Source organism: Streptomyces sp. H51, assembly GCF_035656535.1.
In the GTDB taxonomy this organism is placed as follows: Bacteria; Actinomycetota; Actinomycetes; order Streptomycetales; family Streptomycetaceae; genus Streptomyces.
In genome coordinates this window covers 221842-245817 of the sequence record NZ_JAYMHD010000075.1, presented here as the reverse complement: position 1 = coordinate 245817, position 23976 = coordinate 221842, and the positions used below count along the sequence as shown (strand labels likewise).

Annotated in this window: 22 protein-coding genes; 16 read left to right on the top strand and 6 right to left on the bottom strand. The window is 74.0% G+C overall.

Annotation, left to right across the window (positions count from 1 at the left end; genetic code table 11):
• Positions 1-211: 211 nt before the first annotated feature.
• Both VKA29_RS27765 and VKA29_RS27760 read left to right on the top strand, forming a co-directional pair.
• Complete coding sequence (locus VKA29_RS27765; protein WP_324788726.1) at positions 212-793, top strand: helix-turn-helix domain-containing protein; 582 nt, start codon at positions 212-214, stop codon at positions 791-793.
• Complete coding sequence (locus VKA29_RS27760) at positions 793-1524, top strand: helical backbone metal receptor (RefSeq protein ID WP_324788828.1); 732 nt, start codon at positions 793-795, stop codon at positions 1522-1524. Before VKA29_RS27765 ends, VKA29_RS27760 begins: the two co-directional genes overlap by 1 nt.
• On the opposite strand, the gene VKA29_RS27755 is transcribed toward VKA29_RS27760, so the two are convergent.
• The gene (locus tag VKA29_RS27755; protein WP_324788725.1) at positions 1436-2587 is read right to left on the bottom strand and encodes a TDT family transporter; all 1152 of its coding nucleotides are present in this window, start codon (positions 2585-2587) and stop codon (positions 1436-1438) included. The genes VKA29_RS27760 and VKA29_RS27755 overlap by 89 nt on opposite strands.
• A 70-nt stretch (positions 2588-2657) precedes the next feature.
• On the opposite strand from VKA29_RS27755, the gene VKA29_RS27750 reads away from it, so the two are divergent.
• Positions 2658-3593, top strand: a complete 936-nt coding sequence (locus VKA29_RS27750; RefSeq protein WP_324788724.1) for a LysR family transcriptional regulator — start codon at positions 2658-2660, stop codon at positions 3591-3593.
• A 180-nt stretch (positions 3594-3773) separates the two neighbouring features.
• Here VKA29_RS27750 and VKA29_RS27745 read toward each other — a convergent pair whose 3' ends face one another.
• Entirely contained in the window at positions 3774-4460 is a 687-nt protein-coding gene (locus VKA29_RS27745) for a gamma-glutamyl-gamma-aminobutyrate hydrolase family protein (protein ID WP_324788723.1), read from the bottom strand.
• A 134-nt stretch (positions 4461-4594) separates the two neighbouring features.
• Positions 4595-5329: a FadR/GntR family transcriptional regulator gene (locus tag VKA29_RS27740; protein ID WP_324788722.1), complete on the bottom strand. Its 735-nt coding sequence runs from the start codon at positions 5327-5329 to the stop codon at positions 4595-4597.
• A gap of 109 nt (positions 5330-5438) precedes the next feature.
• Here VKA29_RS27740 and VKA29_RS27735 point away from each other — a divergent pair, with 109 nt between their 5' ends.
• Genes VKA29_RS27735 through VKA29_RS27725 form a run of 3 tightly spaced genes read left to right on the top strand, consistent with a single transcriptional unit; the run spans position 5439 to position 8975 of the window.
• Positions 5439-6803, top strand: a complete 1365-nt coding sequence (locus VKA29_RS27735; protein ID WP_324788721.1) for a glutamine synthetase family protein — start codon at positions 5439-5441, stop codon at positions 6801-6803.
• An 8-nt stretch (positions 6804-6811) separates the two neighbouring features.
• Positions 6812-8176 carry an aldehyde dehydrogenase family protein gene (locus VKA29_RS27730; RefSeq protein WP_324788720.1) on the top strand — a complete coding sequence of 455 codons (1365 nt, stop codon included), beginning with the start codon at positions 6812-6814 and terminating at the stop codon, positions 8174-8176.
• 7 nt (positions 8177-8183) lie between these two features.
• Complete coding sequence (locus tag VKA29_RS27725) at positions 8184-8975, top strand: 3-oxoacyl-ACP reductase (protein WP_324788719.1); 792 nt, start codon at positions 8184-8186, stop codon at positions 8973-8975.
• A 183-nt stretch (positions 8976-9158) separates the two neighbouring features.
• Here the strand turns inward: VKA29_RS27725 and VKA29_RS27720 are convergent, their stop codons facing one another.
• Positions 9159-10361: an amino acid deaminase/aldolase gene (locus VKA29_RS27720; protein WP_324788718.1), complete on the bottom strand. Its 1203-nt coding sequence runs from the start codon at positions 10359-10361 to the stop codon at positions 9159-9161.
• A gap of 1171 nt (positions 10362-11532) precedes the next feature.
• Between VKA29_RS27720 and VKA29_RS27715 the strand changes: the two genes are divergently transcribed.
• Together VKA29_RS27715 and mycP are read left to right on the top strand one after the other, a co-directional pair.
• Complete coding sequence (locus tag VKA29_RS27715; RefSeq protein ID WP_324788717.1) at positions 11533-12372, top strand: hypothetical protein; 840 nt, start codon at positions 11533-11535, stop codon at positions 12370-12372.
• Positions 12369-13541, top strand: coding sequence for a type VII secretion-associated serine protease mycosin (gene mycP, locus VKA29_RS27710; RefSeq protein ID WP_324788716.1), 1173 nt, complete (start codon positions 12369-12371; stop codon positions 13539-13541). Before VKA29_RS27715 ends, mycP begins: the two co-directional genes overlap by 4 nt.
• Before the next feature lie 81 nt (positions 13542-13622).
• Here the strand turns inward: mycP and VKA29_RS27705 are convergent, their stop codons facing one another.
• Positions 13623-14606: a serine hydrolase gene (locus tag VKA29_RS27705; protein WP_324788714.1), complete on the bottom strand. Its 984-nt coding sequence runs from the start codon at positions 14604-14606 to the stop codon at positions 13623-13625.
• Positions 14607-14784: 178 nt separating this feature from the next.
• Here VKA29_RS27705 and VKA29_RS27700 point away from each other — a divergent pair, with 178 nt between their 5' ends.
• On the top strand, positions 14785-15513 hold the full coding sequence (locus VKA29_RS27700; protein WP_324788713.1) for an SseB family protein: 729 nt from the start codon (positions 14785-14787) through the stop codon (positions 15511-15513).
• Between the two features lie 61 nt (positions 15514-15574).
• Here VKA29_RS27700 and VKA29_RS27695 read toward each other — a convergent pair whose 3' ends face one another.
• Positions 15575-15940, bottom strand: a complete 366-nt coding sequence (locus tag VKA29_RS27695; RefSeq protein ID WP_324788712.1) for a DUF1844 domain-containing protein — start codon at positions 15938-15940, stop codon at positions 15575-15577.
• A gap of 346 nt (positions 15941-16286) precedes the next feature.
• On the opposite strand from VKA29_RS27695, the gene infC reads away from it, so the two are divergent.
• The 7 genes from infC to pheT all read left to right on the top strand — a co-directional run bounded on the left by infC (position 16287) and on the right by pheT (position 23680).
• Entirely contained in the window at positions 16287-16985 is a 699-nt protein-coding gene (gene infC / locus VKA29_RS27690) for a translation initiation factor IF-3 (protein WP_324788827.1), read from the top strand.
• A gap of 112 nt (positions 16986-17097) precedes the next feature.
• Positions 17098-17292 carry a 50S ribosomal protein L35 gene (gene rpmI, locus VKA29_RS27685; RefSeq protein ID WP_004933563.1) on the top strand — a complete coding sequence of 65 codons (195 nt, stop codon included), beginning with the start codon at positions 17098-17100 and terminating at the stop codon, positions 17290-17292.
• A 95-nt stretch (positions 17293-17387) separates the two neighbouring features.
• Positions 17388-17771 (top strand): 50S ribosomal protein L20, encoded by a 384-nt coding sequence (gene rplT, locus VKA29_RS27680; RefSeq protein ID WP_055492778.1) that lies wholly within the window; start codon positions 17388-17390, stop codon positions 17769-17771.
• 89 nt (positions 17772-17860) lie between these two features.
• On the top strand, positions 17861-18709 hold the full coding sequence (locus tag VKA29_RS27675; protein ID WP_324788711.1) for an RNA methyltransferase: 849 nt from the start codon (positions 17861-17863) through the stop codon (positions 18707-18709).
• A gap of 43 nt (positions 18710-18752) precedes the next feature.
• Positions 18753-19889 (top strand): sensor histidine kinase, encoded by a 1137-nt coding sequence (locus VKA29_RS27670; protein WP_324788710.1) that lies wholly within the window; start codon positions 18753-18755, stop codon positions 19887-19889.
• A 156-nt stretch (positions 19890-20045) separates the two neighbouring features.
• Positions 20046-21167, top strand: coding sequence for a phenylalanine--tRNA ligase subunit alpha (gene pheS / locus VKA29_RS27665; RefSeq protein ID WP_324788709.1), 1122 nt, complete (start codon positions 20046-20048; stop codon positions 21165-21167).
• Positions 21167-23680 (top strand): phenylalanine--tRNA ligase subunit beta, encoded by a 2514-nt coding sequence (gene pheT, locus VKA29_RS27660; protein WP_324788708.1) that lies wholly within the window; start codon positions 21167-21169, stop codon positions 23678-23680. Before pheS ends, pheT begins: the two co-directional genes overlap by 1 nt.
• Positions 23681-23976: the final 296 nt, after the last annotated feature.

The following is a 23976-nucleotide window of genomic DNA, read 5'->3' as shown; positions in this document are numbered from 1 at the left end:
CCTCTTCGGCCCCGGGCAGTCCCGCGGCGGGGCGGTCCGCCGGCCGCGCGCGCGGAACTCATCCGCCGGGGAGCGGTGGCGCGTTGCACGCACGCCGTCCTCACCGGTGTGTGACGAGCAGGTGAAACAGTTTGCCGAACATGCGTAAGGTGCAGAGAACTCATCAGGACCATGGCCGTCACGGACCGACCAGGCGAAGGAGGGAGCTGAGATGGGCGACCACAAGGACGACCACAAGGACCAGCCCCTGCGAGTGGGCGCGGCCGTGCGGCGCCGGCGCCGGGCGCTCGAGCTCACCCTCGCCGTCGTGGCCCAGCGCAGCGGTCTGTCCGTGCCGTTCCTGAGCCAGATCGAGAACGACCGGGCGCGGCCGAGTCCGACCTCCCTGGAGAAGGTCGCCGACGCCCTGCGCACCACCGCCGTCGAGCTCCTCGCCGCCGCGGACCCCGCCTGCAGCGTCGACGTCGTGCGCGCCGAGGGCGTCGAGACCGGGCCCGAACCGCGCATGCGCTCCCTGGTGCGCGGTCACCACCAGATGCACGCGCAGGAGTTCACCGGGGACCATGACGCGGGCCGCGAGTTCCAGTACCGCAACGACCAGTTGATGTACGTCGCCGACGGCGCCGTGGAGATCGAGGCGGAGGGCCGCGCCTACCGGCTCGGCCGGGGCGACACGCTCTACCTGACCGGTGGGGTGCGCCACCGGTGGCGGGCCACGGTTGCGGACACCCGCCTGATCGTCGTCGCGGTGGCCGAGCACATCGAGGCGGTCCGGGGCCGGTCGCGTCGGTGATCCCGTCGGTGCCCCGGGTCGTCTCCCTCGTCCCGTCGCTCACGGAGGCCGTGGCGGCCTCGGCGCCGGGGGCGCTGGCCGGCGCCACGGACTGGTGCACGCACCCGCCGGACCTGGCCGTCGCCCGCGTCGGCGGCACCAAGAATCCCGACGTCGAGCGGATCGTCGCCCTCGCCCCCGACCTGGTGATCGCCAACGAGGAGGAGAACCGCGCACCCGACCTGGCCGAGCTGCGCACGGCGGGCGTCGAGGTCCTGGTCACCGAGGTGCGCGACGTCCCGCAGGCCTTCGGAGAGCTGGCCCGGGTGCTGGCGGCGTGCGGTGTCCGGGCCCGGCCGCGCTGGCTGGACGAGGCCGAGCGGACGTGGGCGGCGCTGCCGCCGCCGGAGCGCCGCACGACCGCGGTCGTCCCCGTCTGGCGACGGCCCTGGATGGTGCTGGGCCGCGACACCTTCGCCGGCGACGTCCTCTCCCGCCTCGGCGTGGACCACCTGTACGCGACCCACCCCGACCGCTACCCCCGCGTTCCCGTCGGGGAACTGCGGGCGGCCGCCCCGGACGTCGTCGTCCTGCCGGACGAGCCGTACCGCTTCACCGCCGACGACGGACCCGAGTCCTTCCCCGGGCTGCCCTGCGCCCTGGTCAGCGGACGGCACCTGACGTGGTACGGGCCGTCGCTGGCCGAGGCGCCGGCGGTGCTGGGCGGGGCCCTGCGAGCAGCTCACCGCTGACCACGCCGCGCGCCGTGCACACGGCGGCGGTGGCCCAGGCGGCGAGGAGGACGCCGTACAGGGCCACCGCGAGCCCCTGGTACACGGCCAGCCCGGTGTGCCGGCCCAGCGCCTCGGCCCCGGTGACGCAGGTGCCGACGGGGAAGGTGAACGACCACCACGTCATGGTGAACCCCATCCCGTGCCGCCGCGCCCGCACCACGTGGGCGGCGGCGAACGCGCACCACAGCAGGGCGAAGCCCATGACGGGCACCCCGTACAGGACGGCGAGGACGGTGAATCCCGCGCGGTACGGGTCCGCCACGACGCCGGGCGCCACGTCCGCGAACGCGCCGACCGCGGTGGTCGACTGGCCGAGCGGTCCGAGCACCAGGAACAGCGTGGGCGTGAGGGCGAGGGGCAGCGGCCCGCCGGTGATCAGCCGGGCGAAGAGTGCGGGCAGCACGGCCAGGGTGGCCAGCAGGCTCAGCCCGAACATCGCGAAGCAGGCCAGGAGCAGGGTCTCGCGGGGCTGGCCGGCGGGCAGGTACGGCACGAGGCGCGGCCCGAGCGCGGCGGACACCATGGGCGCGACGAGGGGCAGCAGCCACACGGGCGAGGCCTGTCCCGACCCGGTCTCGTGGCGTACGGCCATCAGACAGGGGACGGCGACGGCGGCCGTGAGCCCCACGGCCGTCCCGGCGGTGAACAGCGCCGCGTCCAGGGCGACCGCGCACCGCTCGCCGATCCAGTCCCGGCCGACGGCGACCGTGCCGCCGCCGACCGCCAGCAGGGCCATGGCCAGGCATCCGTAGAAGGGCACCGTCGCCGGGTCGAGGAGGTGGGCGCGGGCCTGGTCGCGGTGGTGGGCCCAGTGCAGGGCGCGGGCGGCGAGCAGCGCCACCAGGAGCACCAGGGACAGCGCCCAGACGGCCGTGCAGGCGGTGCGCAGGCCGGGGACGCGGCCGGGCAGCCCGGCTCCCGCCGTGGCGACCACGGCGGTGCCCATGACGGCGGCGTACCAGTTGGGGCCGAGGTGGCGGACGGCACGGACGCGCGGGGGGAGCGGGACTGCGGTGACCATGCCCTCATCGTTCCGTGGCCGGACGCCCGCCACCAGGGACCACCTCTCTATCAGGGCATAAGCTGGGGTTATGAGCGATATGGCGGAGCCGTCCGGGACCCGTTCCGTGCCGGGCGGGTCACTCGCGCACCGGGTGCCGGACCTGGGGGCGCTGCAACTGCTGCTGGCGGTGGCCCGGCTCGGCAGTCTCGGCGGGGCGGCCCGCGAGGTGGGCATCACCCAGCCGGCGGCCAGCAGCCGGATCCGGTCGATGGAGCGCCAGCTGGGCGTGGCCCTCGTCGACCGCTCGCCGCGCGGCTCCCGGCTCACGGACGCCGGGGCGCTGGTGACGGACTGGGCACGGCGGATCGTCGAGGCGGCCGAGGCCTTCGACGCGGGGGCGCAGGCACTGCGCGACCGGCGCGACTCGCGCCTGACGGTGGCGGCCAGCATGACGATCGCCGAGTACCTGCTGCCGGGCTGGCTGCTCGCGCTGCGGGCCCAGTGGCCGGACACGGCGGTGTCCCTGCTCGCGGGCAACTCGGCGACGGTCGCCGAGCGGCTGCTGTCCGGCGAGGCGGACCTGGGGTTCGTGGAGGGGGTGAGCGTGCCGCCCGGCCTGGACTCCGTGGTCATCGCCCGCGACCGGCTCATCGTGGTGACGGCGCCCGGCCACCCGTGGGCCCGACGCCGACGGCCGCTGGAGGCCCCGGAGCTCGCGGCCACCGCCCTGATCCTGCGGGAGAAGGGCTCGGGGACGCGCCAGGTGCTGGACGCCGCGCTGGGCGGACCGGCCCGGCCGCTGATCGAGCTGTCGTCCACGACGGCGGTGAAGGCGGCCGTGGTGAGCGGCGCCGGACCGGCGGTCCTCAGCGAACTCGCCGTGGGCGAGGAACTGGCGATGCGGCGACTGGTGCGCGTCCCGGTCCAGAGCGTCGCCCTGGCCCGAGACCTGCGCGCGGTATGGCCGACGGGCCACCGCCCGACGGGCCCGGCGAGAGAACTGCTGTCCCTGACCCGGGGCTGAACGGCGGCTCCGGGGGCGACGGTGGGTTCGCGGGGGCGACGGTGGGGGCGGGGCCGGCGGCCATGGGTGCGGACCGCCCTGGGGGCGCGGCCCTCTTCGTCGACAGCTCGCTGCGCCCCGCCCGGCCCGCCCGCCCTGCGCTCCTCCCGGCGGCCCAGGGCGGGGCGGTTCCCGGCCGGCTCAGGAAGCGGCTTCGACCAAGGCCCGCATGACGCGCGGGTCCTCGCCCATCTCGGGGTGCCACTGCAGGCCCAGCACCCAGCCGTCCGCGGTCGGCAGTTCCAGCGCCTCCACCGTGCCGTCCGCCGCGTACGCCGACGGGACCAGGCCCGCGCCGAGACGGTCCACGCACTGGTGGTGGTACGACGGCACGGACGTCTCCTCCGGCACGGCGGCGGCGTACAGCGTGCCGGGCACCGGCTTGACCGGGTGGGTGCCGAAGACGCCGACGACCTCCGCGTGGCCGTCGAGATGCTGGACGAGGGTGCCGCCCAGGGCGACGTTCAGCAGCTGCATGCCGCGGCAGATGCCGAGCAGCGGCAGACGCGCGGCCAACGCGGCCTCGATCAGGGCGAGTTCCCAGGCGTCCCGGGCCCGGGACGGCGGCCCCGTCCGGGGGTCGGGCTCGGCGCCGTAGCGGACCGGTTCGACGTCCGGGCCGCCCGCGATCACCAGGCCGTCGAGACGGGCGACGGCCGCCGCCGCGTGCTCCGGCGTGTCGGGCGGCAGCATCGCGGCCAGCCCGCCCGCCCGCTGCACCAGCCGCGGGTAGCCGGCCGGCAGCAGCGCGGCCTCCAGCTCCCACACGCCCCACCGCGCCCCGGTCTCCAGATACGTGCTGACGCCGATCAACGGTCTGCCCGCCATCCACCCGCCCCTTCCGGCAAAGGATCCAGTTCATACCTTTGCCGAGGGAGGGCGCTCCGGGCAAGAGTCGGCAGGCGTCCCGCCCCGCCCGCGCCCGCGCGGTGTCGCGCGGGCGCGTGGGCCCGTGCGGCGCCTCACGCGAGGAAGCCCCGCAGCAGCGCGGCCGTCCCCGCGCAGTGCTCCCGCATGATCTCCCGGGCCCCGTCGGCGTCCCCGTCGAGCACCGCCTCGACCAGTGCGACGTGCTGCCGCTGGGAATGCTCCAGGTTGCGCACCAGCAGCGGGATGCAGTCGAGCAGGTCGTTCACCGTCGCCCGTACGGCCGCGTACTGCGCGGTCAGCGTCGGCGAGCCGCACAGTTCGGCCAGCGTGAGGTGCAGCAGCGTGTCCAGGCGGCGGTAGTCGCCGAGCGGCGCGTCGTGCGTGCGGGCCAGCGCCTCGCGCAGCCGCGCCGCCCGCTCGCCGGTCAGGCCGTACGTCGCGCACAGGCCGGCCGCGCCCACCTCCAGCACCTCCCGGAAGCGCAGCACGTCCTCGATGTCGACCTCGGCGATCCGCCGCCGCAGCTCGTCCTCGCCGCCCGCGTCCGTGCGGGGCAGCACGAACGTGCCGCCGTAGCGGCCGCGCCGCGACTCCACCAGCCCCTGGTCGTGGAGCACCTTGAGGACCTCGCGCAGCGTCACCCTGCTGATCCCGAGCCGCTCCGCCAGCTCCCGCTCGGCGGGCAGCCGCTCGCCGCCCGGCACCAGGCCCAGCCGGACGACCTGCAGGATCTGCTCCAGCGCCTCCTCGAAGCCGTTCCCGGCCCGCACCGGCCGCAGCACCGGCGTCAGCCGGTCCGTGAGGTCCGCCTCCGGATCCGGTGACATGCCGCCGCACCCCCTTCCCAAGCAATGGTTCTCGGCAATACCTTATGGCTCCCGGCCCGACCGCAGAACGCGAAGAAGCAGAACGCGAAGAAGCCGAAGGAGCTCTCCCGTGCCAGACCGCACGCCCCCGCTCGGTGTCGAGGAGCTGCACGCCCTCGTCGCGGGCGGAGAGATCGACACTGTCGTCCTGGCCTTCCCCGACATGCAAGGGCGCCTCCAGGGCAAGCGGTTCGCCGCCCGGTTCTTCCTCGACGAGGTCCTCCACCACGGCACCGAGGGCTGCAACTACCTCCTCGCCGTCGACACCGAGATGAACACCGTCGACGGCTACGCCATGTCCTCCTGGGACCGCGGCTACGGCGACTTCGCCATGCACCCCGACCTGTCCACCCTGCGCCGCGTGCCGTGGAACGCCGGCACCGCCATGGTCGTCGCCGACCTCGCCTGGCACGACGGCTCCCCGGTCGTCGCCGCCCCCCGCCAGATCCTGCGCCGCCAGCTCGACCGCCTCGCCGAGCACGGCCTGACCGCGATGGTCGGCACGGAGCTGGAGTTCATCGTCTTCAAGGACACCTACGAACAGGCGTGGGACGCGGGTTACCGGGGACTGACCCCGGCCAACCAGTACAACATCGACTACTCGATCCTCGGCACCGGCCGCGTCGAGCCGCTGCTGCGCCGCATCCGCAACGAGATGGCCGGCGCCGGGCTCACCGTCGAGTCCGCCAAGGGCGAGTGCAACCCCGGCCAGCACGAGATCGCCTTCCGCTACGACGATGCCCTGGTCACCTGCGACCAGCACGCCGTCTACAAGACCGGAGCCAAGGAGATCGCCGCCCAGGAGGGCATGTCCCTCACCTTCATGGCCAAGTACAACGAGCGCGAGGGCAACTCCTGTCACATCCACCTCTCGCTCGCCGACGCGGACGGCCGCAACGTCATGCCGGGCGACGGCCCGGACGGCATGTCCGAGGTCATGCGCCACTTCCTCGCCGGGCAGCTCGCCGCGCTGCGCGACTTCTCGCTGCTCTACGCCCCGCACATCAACTCCTACAAGCGGTTCCAGCCGGGCTCCTTCGCCCCGACCGCCGTCGCCTGGGGCCACGACAACCGCACCTGCGCCCTGCGCGTCGTCGGCCACGGCCGCTCCCTGCGCTTCGAGAACCGGCTGCCCGGCGGCGACGTCAACCCGTACCTGGCGGTCGCCGGACTGGTCGCGGCCGGCCTGCACGGCGTCGAACAGCGGCTGGAGCTGCCCGAGCCCTGCCCCGGCAACGCCTACACCGGCGAGTTCGCCCACGTCCCGACCACCCTGCGCGAGGCCGCCGAGCTGTGGTCCCACAGCCCCGTCGCCGAGGCCGCCTTCGGCCCCGAGGTCGTCGCGCACTACCACAACATGGCCCGCGTCGAACTGGACGCCTTCGACGCCGCGGTCACCGACTGGGAGCTGCGCCGCTCCTTCGAACGCCTGTGAGGCCCCCCGTGTCCCACCCGTACGAACTGGACGTGCTCAACCCGGCCACGGAGGAGGTGATCGCCACCGTCCCGGGCGCCGTGGAACAGGACGTCGACGCCGCCGTGCGGCGCGCGGAACGGGCCCAGCGTGCCTGGGCGGCCGTCGCGCCCGCCGACCGGGCACGGCTGCTGCGCCGCTTCGCCGCCGTCGTCGACGAACACCGCGAGGAACTGGCCCGGCTGGAGGTGCGCGAGGCCGGCCACACCATCGGCAACGCCCGCTGGGAGGCGGGCAACGTCCGCGACCTCCTCGACTACGCGGCCGGCGGCGTGGAGCGCCTCACCGGACGGCAGATCCCGGTGCCCGGCGGCCTGGACGTGACGATCCTCGAACCGCTCGGCGTCGTCGGCGTGATCGCCCCCTGGAACTTCCCCATGCCGATCGCCGCCTGGGGGACGGCCCCCGCCCTCGCGGCCGGGAACGCCGTCGTCCTCAAACCCGCCGAGACCACCCCGCTCACCGCCCTCCGGCTCGCCGAACTCGCCCTGGAGGCAGGGCTGCCGGAACACCTCTTCCAGGTCCTGCCCGGGCGCGGCGACATCGCGGGCGAGGCCCTCGTACGCCACCCCCGCGTCGCCAAGATCGTCTTCACCGGCTCCACCCGGGTCGGCAAGCACGTCATGGCGCTCTGCGCCGACCAGGTCAAGCAGGTCACCCTCGAACTCGGCGGCAAGAGCCCCAACATCGTCTTCGCCGACGCCGACCTGCGCGCCGCCGTCGACCCCTTCTCCTTCCTCGACAACTCCGGCCAGGACTGCTGCGCACGCACCCGCATCCTGGTGCAGGAGTCCGTGTACGACGAGGTGTCGGCACTGCTCGCCGAGGCGCTGGCCGCCGTCGTGGTGGGCGACCCGGCCGACGAGAAGACCCAGATGGGTCCGCTGATCTCCGGTCGGCAGCTGGAGCGGGTGAGGCGGTTCGTGCCCGAGGACGCCCCCGCGCTGCGCGGCGGCGCGCCGGACGGGCCCGGCTTCTGGTTCCCGCCGACCGTCCTCACCCGTCCGGCGCCGGACTCCGCCGCGGCCCGCGAGGAGATCTTCGGACCGGTCGCCGTCCTGCTGCCCTTCACCGACGAGGAGGACGCGGTCCGCCTCGCCAACGACACCCCCTACGGCCTCTCCGGCTCGATCTGGACCCGGGACGTCGGCCGCGCGCTGCGCGTCTCCGGCGCGGTCCGGGCCGGCAACCTCTCCGTCAACTCCCACTCCAGCGTCCGCTACTGGACCCCCTTCGGGGGCTACAAGCAGTCCGGCGTCGGCCGCGAGCTGGGCCCGGACGCGCTGACCGCCTTCACCGAAACCAAGAACGTCTTCATCAGCACGGAGGCCTGAGCCGCTCATGACCGACAACACCGAGGGAACCATCTGCCGTCGCCTGGCCGGCCGCACCGCCGTCGTCACCGGCGCCGGCAGCGGCATCGGCCTCGCCACCGCGCGCCGGCTCGCCTCCGAGGGCGCCCACGTCGTCTGCGGCGACGTCGACGAGGTCCGCGGCAAGGCGGCCGCCGACGAGGTCGGCGGCCTGTTCGTGAAGGTCGACGTCACCGACCCGGAGCAGGTCGAGGCGCTGTTCAAGGCGGCCTACGACACCTACGGCAGCGTCGACATCGCCTTCAACAACGCCGGCATCTCCCCGCCCGACGACGACTCCATCCTGGAGACCGGCCTGGAGGCCTGGAAGCGCGTCCAGGAGGTCAACCTCACCTCCGTGTACCTGTGCTGCAAGGCCGCCATCCCGTACATGCGCCGCCAGGGCAGGGGTTCCATCATCAACACCGCGTCCTTCGTGGCGCGGATGGGCGCGGCCACCAGCCAGATCTCCTACACCGCGTCCAAGGGCGGCGTGCTCGCCATGTCCCGTGAACTGGGCGTGCAGTTCGCCCGCGAGGGCATCCGCGTCAACGCCCTGTGCCCGGGACCGGTCAACACCCCGCTGCTTCAGGAACTGTTCGCCAAGGACCCCGAGCGGGCCGCGCGCCGCCTCGTCCACATCCCGGTCGGCCGCTTCGCCGAGGCCGAGGAGATCGCCGCCGCCGTCGCCTTCCTCGCCAGCGACGACTCCTCCTTCGTCAACGCCACCGACTTCCTGGTGGACGGCGGCATCTCGGGCGCGTACGTCACGCCCCTGTAGGCACGGACCGGTCGTCCGGCCGCCCGCCGAGCGAGCGGGCCGGCCGGACGCCGGGTACAGCGGCGTGGTGAAGGGCGGCGCCGGCCCGGCGGGGCGGGCGGCGGGACGGGCGGCGGGACGACCGGCAGGACGGGCGGCGGGCCGACCGGCGAGGCGACCGGCGGGGCGGGCGGTCACGGGGGCCTACAGGAACGTGTGGCCTTCCCCGCGGTACGTCGGCACGGTCGCCGTCACCGTGTCGCCCTCGACGAGGTGCAGCGCGTCGAACCGCTCGCACAGCTCACCGGCCTTGGCGTGCCGGAACCACACCTTGTCACCGATCAGCAGGTCGTCGGCCGGGGACCCCAGCAGCGGCGTCTGCACCTCGCCGGGCCCCTCCTGGGGGTCGTAGCGCAGCCCCTCGGGCAGGTACGGCACCGGGAGCCGGTCGCGCCCCGGCGCGCCGGAGGCCGGGTATCCGCCACCGAGCACCGTCACCACACCCACGCCCGGGCGCCGCACCACCGGCTGGGCGAACAGCGCGGCCGGACGCCCGCTGAACGACGTGTAGTTGTCGAACAGGCGCGGTACGTACAGCCCCGACCCGGCCGCGATCTCGGTGACCGCGTCCTCGGCCGCCGTGTGCTGCACACTGCCCGTGCCGCCGCCGTTGACGAATTCCAGGTCCGGCACCACGGCCCGCACCGCGCGCACCACCTCCGCACGCCGTTCGGTGAGCTCCCTGCGCGCGGCCGCCTGCATCAGCCGGACGGCCCCGGAGCGCAGCGGCCGCCCGGCCACCGCGTCGCCGACACCGGCGATGTGCCCCTCGTACGCCATGATCCCCACCACCCGGAACCCGGGCCGCCGGGCCACCGCGCGGGCCAGGTCGGCCACCTGGGCGGGGGAGTGCAGCGGCGAGCGGAGCGCCCCGATGCGCACCCGGCCGCCGAGCAGCTTGAAGGCGGTGTCCAGCTCCAGGCACACACGCACCACCTCACGACCGCCGTCGCGCGCCTCGTCGATCAGCCTGAGCTGCGCCGGGTCGTCGATCATCACGGTCACGGCGGCGGCGAGCTTCGGGTCGGAGGCCAGCTCGGCGAAGCCGGCGCGGTCGGCGGACGGGTAGGCGAGCAGGACGTCGTCGAAGCCGGAGCGCGCCAGCCACAGGGACTCGGCGAGGGTGAAGGACATGATGCCCGCGAAGCCGTCCTTGGCGAGTACCCGCTCCAGCAGGGCCCGGCAGCGTACGGACTTGCTGGCGACACGGACCGGTTTGCCGCCTGCCCGGCGCAGCAGGTCGTCGGCGTTGGCGTCGAAGGCGTCCAGGTCCACGATCGCGAGAGGGGCCTCGAGGTGGGCGGTGGCCCGGTCGTAACGGGCCCGGTCGGCGGCACGCGCAGTCATGCACGAAGCCTGCCAGACAGGATTACCGCAGGGTAGGGGGACGTTTGGGGCAGATACCCCGGGGGTCGCGAAGTGGTTCCCGTTCCGACAGGGGCACGCCGTAGAGTGACGCGCACGCACGGCGGAACGCGCCGGCCGCGGGCCGTGCCGGGGTGCCGGTCCGTGCGTGCGGGTATGCGTGTTCGGGACGGACCGGCCCGCGCGTTGAGCGCAAGCACGACGGCGCGCGTACGAGAAGACGGCCAGGGTTCGCGGAAACGGGGGGTGCATGAGTACGGAAGCGCGGCACACTCCGGTCCCCCCGCGGCCGACTGCCGTCCCTCCGCGGCCCGCCTCTCCGCCCCGTCCGGCCCAGCCGCCCGCGACGGGCCGGCCCGGGCCCGAGGAGCCGGACGATCCCGTCGCGGACAGGGCGCGGACGCGGCCGGACACGACGGGGGAGGCCACGGGAGCGGCCCGCGGTGTCTGGTCGCCGTGGCGCGGCACCCAGGAGTTCGAGGCGCGCGACGGCTTCGACGGTTACGACGACTTCGACGCCTTCGGCCGGCGCTCGCTGAGTGGCGGCCCCCGTGCCGCCACCGGGACCCCGACCGGGAGGGACGACGCCGACGCGGAGGCGGACGCGGGCGCCGACGCGGGTGCCGAGGTTCCCCCGGCCCGACCCGGCGGGACCGGCGCGGAGGCGACTGCCCCCGCTTCCGCCTCCGTGAGCACCCCGCCCTCAGCTTCGGTGAGCACCCCGCCCTCCGCCTCCGTGGGCACCCCGCCCCGCGTCCCCGGCCTGCGTGCCCGGCCCGCCGGGGAGAACGCCCCGAAGAGCCCGCCCCCGCCGTCGGCCTCCGCCCGCTTCCCGGACACCGCCCCCTCGGCCGGCCGCGAGGCCCCGTCCCAGGCCGAGGACAGCGTCGTACCGCCGCGCCCGGCCCACAGCCCCGCTCCGTCGCCCCGTGCCGAAGGCACCGCTGTACCGCCGCCTCCGAGTCGCGGTCCCGCTGCGTCGCCCCACGTCGGGGACGCCGTCGTGCCGCCGCCGTCCCGCCGGCCGGTTCCGTCGCCCCGGGTCCCGGACGGTCGGGCCGGGGTGGCACGGGAGGCTTCCGCGGCGGACATGCCGGTGCAGGGGGACGACGTCCGGCCGGCTCCCGATCCGTCCCTGTCCTGGAGCGCACCCGTGCCCGGCGTCGGGGGCACCGTCGTGTCCTTCGCGGTGCCCGAGGGGTACGACGCGCAGGGGCGGCCCCGCCCCCTGGCCGGCCACCTCCGCACGCGGGCCGTCGCCGTCGCCGCCTGCGTCGTACTCGGACTCGGGCTCATCGGCGGTGCGCTGACCGGTAGTTGGCTGATCGGCGACCCGGGGGACAGCGGCGCGCGGGACACCTTCGCCGCGGCCGGCGGCCTGTGGCACGGCATCTCCGTCGACCGGCTCTTCCCGCCTGTGGTGGCGGGCCGCGGTGCCGGTCCCGGCGGCGCCGACCGCAGCTGGACGCGGATCGCCGTCGCCCCGGACAGCGGGTGCGCGCGGGCCTTCGACCCGCTGCTGAAGAAGGCGCTCGCGCCCGTGGGCTGCCGGCGTCTGCTGCGGGCCACCTACACCGACGCCACGCAGAGCCACGTCACCACCGTCGGCCTGCTGTTCACCAGGGCCGACGCCGCCGGCATGGCCTCCCTCGCCGCCCGCTTCCGGAACGAGGGCCTGGACCGCCGCACCGACCTGATGCCCCGCCCGTACGCCGCGCCGGACACCGCCGCCGCCCGCTTCGGCGTCCGGCAGCGCGCCTCGTGGACCGTGTCCGTCCTCACCGACGCGCCCGTCGTCGTCTACGCCGTCTCCGGCTGGGCGGACGGCCGCACCGTCGACAACCCGCTGCCCGCCGGGGAGGCCATGCAGTCCGGCAACGCCGCGGCCGTCGCCCAGTCGGGCCTCGGCCACGAGGCGCGGGGGATCGCCGACCGGATCGAGCGGGCCCTGCGCAAGGACGTCAGGGGCTCGGCCACGGAGGCGCCGTCATGAGGCGCCGCGGCCGTGTCGGCGCCCTGAGCGTCCTGCTCGCCGCATCCGTCGCGCTCGTACCGCCCACCGCGGCGCACGCCGACGGCATACGCGCCCAGCAGTGGGCCCTGGACGCCATGCACACCCAGGAGGCATGGCGCACCACCAAGGGCAAGGGCGTCACCGTCGCCGTCCTCGACACCGGTGTCGAGGCCGACCACCCCGACCTCGCCGGCAACGTCCTGCCCGCCAAGGACATGATCGGCTTCGGCGCCCGGAAGGGCGACCGGGCGTGGGCCCGGCACGGCACCGCGATGGCCGGGATCATCGCCGGGCACGGCCACGGTCCCGGCGACGCCGAGGGCGTGATGGGCATCGCGCCCGAGGCCAGGATCCTGCCGGTCCGTGTGATCCTCGAGGACGGCGACTCGGCCCGCGGCAAGGCTCGCAGCACCCGCGGCAACGCCCTCGCCGAAGGCATCCGCTGGGCCGCCGACCACGGCGCCGACGTCATCAACCTCTCCCTCGGCGACGACTCCGCCTCCGCCCATCCCGAACCCGCCGAGGACGAGGCCGTCCAGTACGCCCTGAAGAAGGGCGTCGCCGTCGTCGCCTCGGCCGGCAACGGCGGCGAGAAGGGCGACCACGTCTCCTACCCGGCCGCCTACCCGGGCGTCATCGCCGCGACCGCCGTCGACCGCTACGGCACCCGTGCCTCCTTCTCCACCCGCCGCTGGTACGCCACCGTCAGCGCGCCCGGCGTCGACATCGTCATCGCCGACCCCGACCACCGGTACTACGAGGGCTGGGGGACGAGCGCGGCGTCGGCGTTCGTCTCGGGCGCGGTGGCCCTCGTCAAGGCCGCGCACCCGGGACTGGCCCCCGCGCAGATCAAGCAGCTCCTGGAGGACACCGCCCGGGACGCCCCGGCCGGCCGCCACGACGACTCCCGCGGCTTCGGCTTCGTCGACCCGGCCGCGGCCATCGAGGCGGCCGGACGCCTGAAGCCGGAGGGCCTGCGGGCGGTGTCGTACGGCGAGAAGTACTTCGGCCCCGGGCCCGACGCCGCCGAGTCCGACGGCGGCACCAGCGACTGGGCGGCCCCGCTCGCGGGCGGTCTCGGCGGCGTACTGCTGGTCGTGGCGGTCGTGCTGTGGCGCGGTCGGCGCGAGGACCACGCCGACCGCTGACCCGCGCCGGCCCCTGACCCGCGCCGGCCCCTGACCCGTGCCGACCGCTGACCCGCGCCGGACGCACCCGGCCCGGTCGCGCTAACCCGAGGCGGACACGGTCGGGACGTCGTCGTCGGTGAACACCGACACCCCGGCCCGTGCCGCCGCCTCGACCAGCGAAACACCCTTCGCCTTCGTCGAGTTGCCGTCCGACAGCGCGGCCACCAGGTAGCCGCGGCCGTCCACCGCCACCCTGCCGATGCTGTTGACGACCCACAGGCCGGTGGTGCTGCGGGGCAGCCAGCCGTTCTTCAGCGCCCACCGCCCGTCGTCGGCCGCCGCCGACACGCCCCAGCGCTGGTCGGCGGCGATCTGTCCCATCAGCCCACGCAGGTACGCCCGTGAGGCGTCGCCCAGCTCCGAGCCGTTCCCGAAGACCTGCTCCAGCAGCGTCAGCTGGTCGGCTGCCGTGGTCCGGGTCAGCCCCCACAGCGCGCCGTCGCCGCCTCCGGTGTCGGTCAGTCCGAACCGCTCGTTCGCGGCATCGAGCCCGCCGGCCCCGCCGATGGCCTCCCACAGGGCGGACGCCGAGGCGTTGTCGCTGTTCTCGATCATGGCGGTGGCGTACGACCTCTCCGCCGCCGTCAGCTGCCGCCCCGCGTCCTGTGCCTGGAGCAGCAGCGTGGCGAGGATGTCGACCTTCACGATGCTGGCGGTGTCGAAGGCGCCGTCGCCGCAGCGGGCGCTCTCACCGGACTCCAGGTCCAGCACCGCAACCGACACCCGGGCCCCGTCCTCGGCGTCGACCGACTTCATCGCGGCCGAGAGCAGGGCGTCGTGATCCACCGCGGGCTGCGCCACCGTCGCCACCGACTCCTTCCCGCCGGCCGTGGCCGATCCGGAGGCCGACGGCGACGCCGACGACGATACGACGCCGGAGCCGGAGTGCGCCTGGGCGCCGACGTACACGGTCCCGGCCGCCGTACCGCCCACGGCGGTGACCGCGGCGAGCGCGGTGTACAGCAGGGGGCGCGCCCGGGACGGACGAGCACGGCGGCGACGGCGGGCTCCGGAGGACTCCATGCCCGCGATGCTGGGCGCGGTGGCTGTGCGGGCCGTCAGCCGGACGTGAGACGTGTGTCAGGAAAACCTGAGAAGCCCGTGAACCCGCGAAACCGTGAAACCGTGATAACGGTGAACGGCCGGTTCCTTGCGGGGGTCCGCGGCGAGCTGCTTACACCCTGGATTAGGGTCGGTGACCGTGGCGAACAAGAACATTCCCGACTCCCCCTTCTCCGACGACGACGGCTCCGCCGACCCCCGGCTGAGCGCGGCGCTCGCCGCGTGGGCCGGGGACCGCGCCGCCGTGGGCCCCGTCCTGGAGGCGCTCAAGGGCGCCCGGCTGCTCGTCCCCGTGGTCGCCGTGCTCGGCGAGGTGGAGGAGGACGAGAAGGGCCTGCGCCGCGAGAAGACGAGCGAGATGGCCGTGCCGACGCTGAAGGCGGGCTCCCGCACCGCCCTGCCCGCGTTCACCTCCACCGACGCGCTGACCCGCTGGGACCCGGCGGCGCGCCCCGTCGCCGTGCCGCTGCACCAGGCACTGCAGGCCGCCGCGCACGAGAAGGCGGACACCATCGTGCTGGACATGTCCGGGCCCGTGCCGTTCGAGCTGACCGGGCAGGCGCTGCTCGCGCTCGCCGAGGGGCGTACGACCGACGATCCGCTCGCCGACCACGCCGTGCGCGAGGCGGTGCGCGCCGCGGTCGCCGCCGAACCCGGCGTCGTCCGCGCCCATCTCGGCCCCGGGCAGGCCGACGGCACCCTCGCCCTGGTGCTGGACCCGGCCGCCGCGCCCGCCGGGACCGCCCGCGCCGTCGCCGAGCGCCTGGCCGCGGACGAGACGCTGCGGGCCCGCCTGGTGCGCGGCCTCGACCTGGCACTGCTGCCGGCCGGGACCACCCCGCCGGGCGAGCCCCTGTACGTACGCTGACCCGCGCGGTCGGCCCGCGGCCCGGCGGTGGATCCGGGCGCGGCCCCGTCCGGCCGTAGAGCTAGCCGTAGACCGGGCCGGTGTACTTCTCGCCCGGCCCCTGGCCCGGCTCGTCCTTGACCACGGACGCCTCGCGGAAGGCCAGCTGCAGCGACTTCAGGCCGTCGCGCAGGGGCGCCGCGTGGAAGGAGCTGATCTCGGTGGCGCCGGCGTCCAGCAGGCCGGCCAGCGCGGTCACCAGCTTGCGGGCCTCGTCCAGGTCCTTGTACTTGTCCCCCTCTTCGGTCAGGCCGAGCTTCACCGCGGCGGCGCTCATCAGGTTCACGGCGACGGTCACGATCACCTCGACGGCGGGGACCTCGGCGATGTCGCGCGTCATGGCGTCGAAGTCGGGATTCTCGGGATGCTCAGGAGGGGTCTCACTCATGGGCCACACCCTAGGCGGTCCCGCGGGCCGTCCTTGAATTAGCCCTTGTCAAGTGATCCTGCTAGTCTGGAGTGCGACCGGCCGGACACCTGTGTGCGGCCCACAAGTGGAGGCTCCGATCTCCCACCTGACCGTCCTCCGGGGCGGCGGGTCAACCCCGGTCAGGCGGTCACCATCGTTCCGTACGGACGATGGAGTCGCCCGAAAGTGCGCCCCGCGATCACCGCGGCGGTGTTCCGGTAGTGCTCGGAGCCCCGTCTGTGATCGTCCGGGGCATTTTTTCTGCTTCGGTGCGGTTAGGTCTAACGAACAAAGACGTATGCGCGGCTGTCCGCCAGACCGCCGCGTGTGGTGCTACCGAGGAGGATCCATCAGCGCCGAGCCCCGCATCAACGACCGGATTCGCGTTCCCGAGGTGCGACTTGTCGGTCCCAGTGGCGAGCAGGTCGGCATCGTGCCGCTCGCGAAGGCACTGGAGCTTGCTCAGGAGTACGACCTCGACCTGGTCGAGGTCGCGGCGAACGCCCGTCCGCCCGTGTGCAAGCTCATGGACTACGGGAAGTTCAAGTACGAGTCGGCCATGAAGGCCCGTGAGGCGCGCAAGAACCAGGCGCACACGGTCATCAAGGAGATGAAGCTCCGGCCGAAGATCGACCCGCACGACTATGACACCAAGAAGGGTCACGTCGTCCGGTTCCTCAAGCAGGGCGACAAGGTCAAGATCACGATCATGTTCCGTGGTCGCGAGCAGTCCCGGCCCGAACTGGGCTACCGGCTGCTGCAGCGTCTCGCGGAGGACGTCCAGGACCTCGGTTTCGTGGAGTCGAACCCGAAGCAGGACGGCCGGAACATGATCATGGTTCTCGGTCCGCACAAGAAGAAGACCGAGGCGATGGCCGAGGCCCGCCAGGCGCAGGAAGCCCGCAAGGCAGAAGCGAAGGCGAACCCCGGCAAGTCGCAGAACGCCGCGGACGCCGCCAACGCCGCGGACGCCGCCGACACCGTGGGCGCCGAGGCACCTGCCGAGGCTTCCGCCGAGGCGTGATCCCGGGGGACGACAGTCCCCGAGGATGTAACCGATACAAGAGCGACGCTCCACCGTGCCCGGTTTTCGCGACCGGGCACCGGAGCGCCACCGACGAGGAGAGAACGGCGCTATGCCGAAGAACAAGTCGCACAGCGGTGCCAGCAAGCGCTTCAAGGTCACCGGCTCCGGCAAGGTGCTCCGTGAGCGCGCCGGCAAGCGCCACCTGCTCGAGCACAAGTCGTCCCGCGTGACGCGTCGCCTCACCGGCAACGCCGAGATGGCCCCGGGCGACGCCGCGAAGATCAAGAAGCTTCTCGGCAAGTGACGTCGGGCGCGCATCCGCGCCCGACCTCTGACCGGGACCCCATCGATTCCGGGCCGTGTGACGACAACCACGGCCCCGCTACAAGGAGTTAACAAGTGGCACGCGTCAAGCGGGCAGTCAACGCCCACAAGAAGCGCCGGGCGATCCTCGAGCAGGCCTCCGGCTACCGCGGTCAGCGCTCGCGCCTGTACCGCAAGGCCAAGGAGCAGGTCACCCACTCGCTGGTCTACAACTACAACGACCGCAAGAAGCGCAAGGGCGACTTCCGTCAGCTGTGGATCCAGCGCATCAACGCCGCTGCCCGCGCCAACGGCATCACCTACAACCGCTTCATCCAGGGTCTGAAGGCCGCCAACGTCGAGGTCGACCGCAAGATCCTCGCCGAGCTGGCCGTCAACGACGCCGGCGCGTTCGCCGCGCTCGTCGAGGTCGCGCAGAAGGCCCTGCCCGCGGACGTGAACGCGCCCAAGGCGGCCTGACGCCGGACCGGCGCCGTTGTACCGGACGGACCCGCAGGCCCTCGGGGCCTGCGGGTCCGCTGGTCTTCCCGACTGCAGAGGTGAACCGCATGCCCCCCGTCACGCCCGAGCTGATCTCCCCGCGCTCCGCCCGCGTCCTGGCCGCCCGGCGGCTGGCCAAGCGGAACTTCCGGGGCAAGGAGCGGCTGTTCCTCGCGGAGGGGCCCCAGGCCGTACGGGAGGCCGCCGCGCACGGCGACAGCCTCGCCGAGCTGTTCGCCACCGTCGAGGCCGCGGAGCGGTACGCCGACATCGTGGGGGAGGCGCGGGACGCGGGAGCCCGGATCCACCTCGCCGACGAGCAGGTGATCGCCGACATCTCCACCACCGTCACCCCGCAGGGCCTGGTCGGCGTCTGCCGGTTCGTCGACACCCCCTTCGAGGCCGTCCTCGCCGCCCGCCCCCGGCTCGTCGCCGTGCTCGCGCACGTACGCGACCCCGGCAACGCGGGCACCGTCCTGCGCTGCGCCGACGCTGCCGGCGCCGACGCCGTCGTGCTGACCGACGCCTCCGTCGACCTCTACAACCCCAAGGCCGTACGCGCCTCCGTCGGCTCCCTCTTCCACCTCCCGGTCGCCATCGGCGTACCCGTCGAGCGCGCGGTCGACGGGCTCCGGAGCGCCGGCGTGCGCGTCCTCGCCGCCGACGGCGCCGGAGTCCACGACCTGGACGAGGAACTCGACAAGGGCGCCATGGGCGTACCCACCGCCTGGGTGTTCGGCAACGAGGCGTGGGGGCTGCCGGAGGAGACCCGCGCCCTTACGGACGCCGTGGTCCGCGTGCCGATCCACGGGAAGGCCGAGAGCCTGAACCTGGCCACCGCGGCTGCCGTATGTCTCTACGCGTCGGCCCGTGCACAGCGCGCCTCCGGAGGCTGCCGCTCCGTCACCGAGAGCTAGTAGGGTGACCAACTCGGGTGCCTGAGAGGTGGGGTACGGGGATATGAGCGTCGGCACGAGCAGGACGCGGAATGCACACGACGTGCGCCGCCCGCCCGCGCCCCGGCACGGCGACCTCGCCGAGCTCGGCGTCGACCCCGACGACCTGCCCGACGGCCTGGTCGTCGCCGACGAGCAGGGCCGCGTGGTCTGCTTCAACGCCGCCGCCGAACGCATCACCGCGTGCTCCGCCCGCGACGCCCTCGGACAGCGGCTGGAGAAGGCCCTTCCATTAGAGGACCTCGAAGGCCGCCGCTGGTGGCAGCTGACCGACCCCTACGGCGGCCTCGCCATCCGGGTACGGCAGCCCGAGCGCAACCTGCTGCTCCCCGGCGGCCGCGAGGTCCTCGTCTCCGCGCGCTACGTCCGCGCCGAACCCACCGGCCCCGTCCGCCGCGTCGTCGTCTCCCTGCGCGACACCGAGGCCCGCCGCCGGACCGAGCGCAGCCACGCCGAACTGATAGCGACCGTCGCCCACGAGCTGCGTTCGCCCCTCACCTCCGTCAAGGGCTTCACCGCCACCCTGCTCGCCAAGTGGGCCCGCTTCACCGACGACCAGAAACGGCTGATGCTGGAGACCGTCGACGCCGACGCCGACCGGGTCACCCGGCTCATAGCCGAGCTGCTGGACATCTCCCGGATCGACTCCGGACGGCTGGAGGTGCGCCGCCAGCCCGTCGACATCGGAGCCGCCGTCGGCCGCCACATCCAGGCGTACGTCGCCGCCGGACAGCCCGCCGACCGGTTCCTGCTGCGCATCGAGCAGCCGCTGCCCGCGCTGTGGGCCGACCCGGACAAGATCGACCAGGTGCTGTCCAACCTGCTGGAAAATGCCGTGCGTCACGGCGAGGGAACCGTCAGCATCGACATCACGCCCACGGCGTCCCCGCGTGAAGGGGAGGACGCCGGCACGTCGGTCACGGTGAGCGACGAGGGCGCCGGCATCCCGGAGGAGTCCATGGACCGCGTCTTCACCCGCTTCTGGCGGGGCAGCAAGCGCGGTGGCACCGGCCTCGGGCTCTACATCGTCAAGGGCATCGTCGAGGCCCACGGCGGCACCATCACGGTCGGCCGCGCCCACGGCGGGGGCGCCGAGTTCCGATTTACGTTGCCCGTGGCGGCGCCGGCGTATCTCGCCTAGCGGCCCACGGGCGCCTTCGCACACGTTCACCCCGTTAGACTCGGCCTTTGGCACCTTGGTGTCCCATGGACGGCCCTCAAGAGTCGATTGACGGGGACCTTCAGCATGGGGGCACCCCCAGCGGTAGCTGGGGGACAATCGGAAGCACGGGAAGAGATGTCGGCACCCAATAAGTCGTACGACCCTGTCGAGGTCGAGGCGTTGAAACCGGAACAGATCGAGCGCATGCGGGACGAGGCGCTCGCCGCCTTCGCCGCCGCGGACTCCCTCGACGCCCTCCAGGAGGCCAAGGTCGCGCACACCGGCGGCACCTCCCCGCTGGCCCTCGCCAACCGCGAGATCGGCGCCCTGCCCCCGCAGGCCAAGGCCGACGCCGGCAAGCGCGTGGGCCAGGCCCGCGGCGCCGTGAACAAGGCCCTCGCCGCCCGCCAGGCGGAGCTGGAGGCCGAGCGCGACGCGCGCGTGCTGGTCGAGGAGTCGGTGGACGTCACGCTGCCGTTCGACCGCGTGCCGGCCGGCGCCCGCCACCCGCTCACCACGCTCTCGGAGCGCATCGAGGACATCTTCGTGGCCATGGGCTACGCCGTCGCCGAGGGCCCGCAGGTCGAGGCCGAGTGGTTCAACTTCGACGCCCTCAACATCGGCCCCGACCACCCGGCCCGCGGCGAGGCCGACACCTTCTTCGTGGAGGGCCCGCAGGGCGGCACCGAGTCCGGCGTCGTACTGCGCACCCACACCTCGCCGGTGCAGATCCGCTCGCTGCTCGACCGCGAGCTGCCGGTCTACGTGATCTGCCCGGGCCGCGTGTACCGCACCGACGAGCTGGACGCCACCCACACCCCGGTCTTCCACCAGGTCGAGCTGCTCGCCGTCGACGAGGGCCTGACCATGGCCGACCTCAAGGGCACCCTGGACCACATGGTCCAGTCGCTGTTCGGGGAGGGCGTGAAGACGCGGCTGCGGCCGAACTTCTTCCCGTTCACCGAGCCGTCCGCCGAGATGGACATGGAGTGCTACGTCTGCCGCGGCGAGTCCGTCGGCAACCCCGACCGGCCCTGCCGCACCTGTTCCTCCGAGGGCTGGATCGAGCTCGGCGGCTGCGGCATGGTCAACCCGCGGGTGCTCGTCGCCTGCGGCGTCGACCCGGAGAAGTACAGCGGCTTCGCCTTCGGGTTCGGCATCGAGCGGATGCTGATGTTCCGCCACAACGTCGATGACATGCGAGACATGGTCGAGGGTGACGTCCGGTTCACCCGGCCGTTCGGGATGGAGATCTGATGCGGGTCCCGCTTTCTTGGCTGCGGGAGTACGTCGACCTGCCGGCGACCGAAACCGGCCGCGACGTCCAGGCCAAGCTCATTTCGGCCGGTCTGGAGGTCGAGACCGTCGAACACCTCGGCGCCGACCTCAAGGGCCCCCTCGTCGTCGGCCAGGTGCTGACCATCGAGGAGCTGGAGGGTTTCAAGAAGCCGATCCGCTTCTGCACCGTCGACGTCGGCACCGCCAACGGCACCGGCGAGCCGCAGGAGATCGTCTGCGGCGCCCGCAACTTCGCCGCCGGTGACAAGGTCGTCGTGGTCCTCCCGGGCGCGGTCCTCCCCGGCGGTTTCGCCATCGCCGCGCGCAAGACGTACGGCAAGACGTCCCACGGCATGATCTGCTCCAGCGACGAGCTGGGCATGGGCGACGACGGCAGCAAGGGCATCATCGTGCTGCCGCCGGAGACCGAGGTCGGCAAGGACGCCATCGAGCTGCTCGAACTCGTCGACGAGGTCCTGGACATCGCAGTCACCGCCAACCGCGGCGACTGCCTGTCCATCCGCGGCGTCGCCCGCGAGACCGCCATCGCCTACCGCCTGCCGCTGCGCGACCCGGCGCTGCTCGACGTGCCCGCCCCGAACGCGTTCGGCTACCCGGTGACGGTCTCCGACCCGGCCGGCTGCGACCGCTTCACCGCGCGCACCGTCACCGGCCTGAGCCCGGAGGCCCGCTCCCCGATCTGGCTGCAGCGCCGCCTGCAGAAGGTCGGCATGCGGCCGATCTCGCTCGCCGTCGACGTCACCAACTACGTGATGATGGAGCTGGGCCAGCCGCTGCACGCCTACGACCGCGGGCTGGTCCAGGGCACCATCGGCGTGCGCCGGGCCGAGGAGGGCGAGAAGCTCGTCACCCTCGACGGCGTCGAGCGCTCCCTGCACGCCGAGGACCTGGTCATCACCGACGAGCGCGGCCCGATCGGGCTGGCCGGCGTCATGGGCGGCGCCAACACCGAGATCGCCGACCACGACGACGTGGAGAACGCGACCAGCGACATCGTGATCGAGGCCGCCCACTTCGACGCCGTCTCCGTCGCGCGCACCGCCCGCCGGCACAAGCTGTCCTCCGAGGCGTCCCGCCGCTTCGAGCGCGGCGTCGACCCGCAGGCCGCGGCCGCCGCCGCGCAGCGCACCGTCGACCTGCTGGTCCTCCTCGCGGGCGGCACCGCCGAGGCCGGCGTCACCGAGGTCGTCGCGCCGTCCGGGCCGCACACCATCACCGTCCCCGCCGACCACCCGGACAAGGTCGCGGGCGTCGCCTACGGCCGCGAGACCGTCGTACGGCGGTTGCAGGAGGTCGGCTGCGACGTCTACGGGCAGGACGAGCTGACCGTCACCGTGCCGTCCTGGCGGCCCGACCTGCTCGAGGCGAACGACCTGGCCGAAGAGGTCATCCGGCTGGAGGGCTACGAGAACCTGCCCTCCACCCTGCCCAAGCCGCCGTCGGGCCGGGGCCTGACCCGCCGGCAGCGGCTGCACCGCCGCGTCGGCCGCGCGCTGGCCGCGGCGGGCTACGTCGAGGCGCCCACCTACCCCTTCATCGGCGAGCAGGTCTTCGACCAGCTGCTGCTGGAGGCGGACGACCCCAAGCGCCGCGTCGTGAAGCTGACCAACCCGCTCAACGACGAGGAGCCCGCGCTGCGCACGTCGCTGCTGCCGGGCCTGCTCGGCGCGCTGCGGCGCAACGACGGCCGGGGCTCGCACGATCTGGCGCTGTTCGAGACGGGCCTGGTCTTCCACCCGCGCGAGGAGCAGCGCGCCGCCCTGGCCCTGCCCGTCGACCGGCGTCCCACCGGCGAGGAGATCGCGGAGCTGAACGCCGCGCTGCCCGAGCAGCCGCGCCACGTCGCCGTCGTCCTCGCCGGCGCCCGCGAGCAGGTCGGCTGGTGGGGCGCGGGCCGTCCCGCCGGATGGGCCGACGCCGTCGAGGCGGCGCGCGCCGTGGCCCGCGAGACCGGCGCCGACCTGATCGTCCGCAAGGGCCAGTACGGGCCGTGGCACCCGGGCCGCTGCGCCGAGCTGGTGGCCGTCGTCGACGGCGCCGAGCGGGTCGTGGGCCACGCGGGCGAGCTGCACCCCCGCGTGCTGAAGTCCCTGGGCCTGCCCGCGCGGGTCTCGGCGATGGAGCTGAACCTGGACGTGCTGGAGCAGGTCGGCGACGACACGCCCCAGGCGCCGGGCATCTCCACCTTCCCGGTCGCCACACAGGACGTCGCCCTGGTGGTCGACGCGTTCGTCCCCGCGGCGGACGTCGAGGGCGCGCTGCGCGAGGGCGCGGGCGAACTGCTGGAGCACATCCGGCTGTTCGACGTCTACCGGAACGACGACCAGCTCGGCGAGGGCAAGAAGTCCCTCGCCTACGCGCTGCGGTTCCGTGCCGCGGACCGGACGCTGACGGTCGACGAGGCGTCGGCCGCCCGGGACGCGGCCGTCGCCCTGGCGGGCGAGCGCACGGGAGCGGTACTGCGCGGCTGACCGCCGCCGGCACGGGAGCGGACCGGCCCTTCGGGGCCGGTCCGTCTGCGTTTCACGGGCCCGTACGGGGCCGCCCTGGAGATCCGCGGCGACGGCGAGGCGCGTGCCCTCGACCCTTCGGGGCGCGGGGGACCGCGCGAACCGGCCGCGACGAGCCCGCGGCCGGCATTGCGTCTTTGAGATCACACGGTTGAAGAGCGGGCGTCGTTCGCGTCGCTCAGCCGCCGACGGAAGCGGCCGGCCTTTCGCGGCCGGTCCGTCCGCGTTCGGCGGGGCCGCCCGGGAGTGGCCCTTCA